Consider the following 714-nt stretch of genomic DNA (forward strand, 5'->3'; position numbering starts at 1 on the left):
TGGGTTTCCCCATTCGGAAATCTCCGGATCAAAGCTTACTTACAGCTCCCCGAAGCATATCGGTGTTAGTACCGTCCTTCATCGGCTCCTAGTGCCAAGGCATCCACCGTGCGCCCTTACTAACTTAACCTTGCCAATCAAATGGCTTACGACAAACGATAAGCTTCGAATTTCTTCGTTGACTTCGTGTTCTGCGGTGCTCATGTACACAAAACGTACATTCCGCTCCTCAATCACTCGTCGCCTCGAACTTCTCGCTTCTCCTTTGTCTCAGGATATCAATACTTAAATTGTATCCCAGTTTAACATTACTAAGAGAATCACTAAACTAAGCGTTTAAACTCAGTGAATTACTTGAATTGTTTTTCGTTATCTAGTTTTCAAGGAACATGTTGGTGGAGCCTAGCGGGATCGAACCGCTGACCTCCTGCGTGCAAGGCAGGCGCTCTCCCAGCTGAGCTAAGGCCCCATTATATTGTTAAAAGATGGTGGGCCTAAATGGACTCGAACCATCGACCTCACGCTTATCAGGCGTGCGCTCTAACCAGCTGAGCTATAGGCCCATCTATTAACTATTATTTCCAGAGAACAAAGTTCTCTCAAAACTAAACAAAATACCAAGCGTGCCTCATTTTCCTTAGAAAGGAGGTGATCCAGCCGCACCTTCCGATACGGCTACCTTGTTACGACTTCACCCCAATCATCTGTCCCACC

2 tRNA genes and 2 rRNA genes are annotated in these 714 nt (G+C 46.4%); all 4 read right to left on the minus strand.

What is annotated here, in order from left to right:
- Window positions 1-130, minus strand: a 23S ribosomal RNA gene (locus LC076_RS24000); the annotation flags it as partial.
- A gap of 263 nt (window positions 131-393) precedes the next feature.
- Window positions 394-469, minus strand: a tRNA-Ala gene (locus LC076_RS24005).
- A gap of 17 nt (window positions 470-486) precedes the next feature.
- Window positions 487-563: transfer RNA gene (locus LC076_RS24010), tRNA-Ile, on the minus strand.
- A gap of 78 nt (window positions 564-641) precedes the next feature.
- A 16S ribosomal RNA gene (locus tag LC076_RS24015) occupies window positions 642-714 on the minus strand; the annotation flags it as partial.

The organism is Metabacillus litoralis (genome assembly GCF_020524045.1).
GTDB lineage: Bacteria > Bacillota > Bacilli > Bacillales > Bacillaceae > Metabacillus > Metabacillus litoralis_C.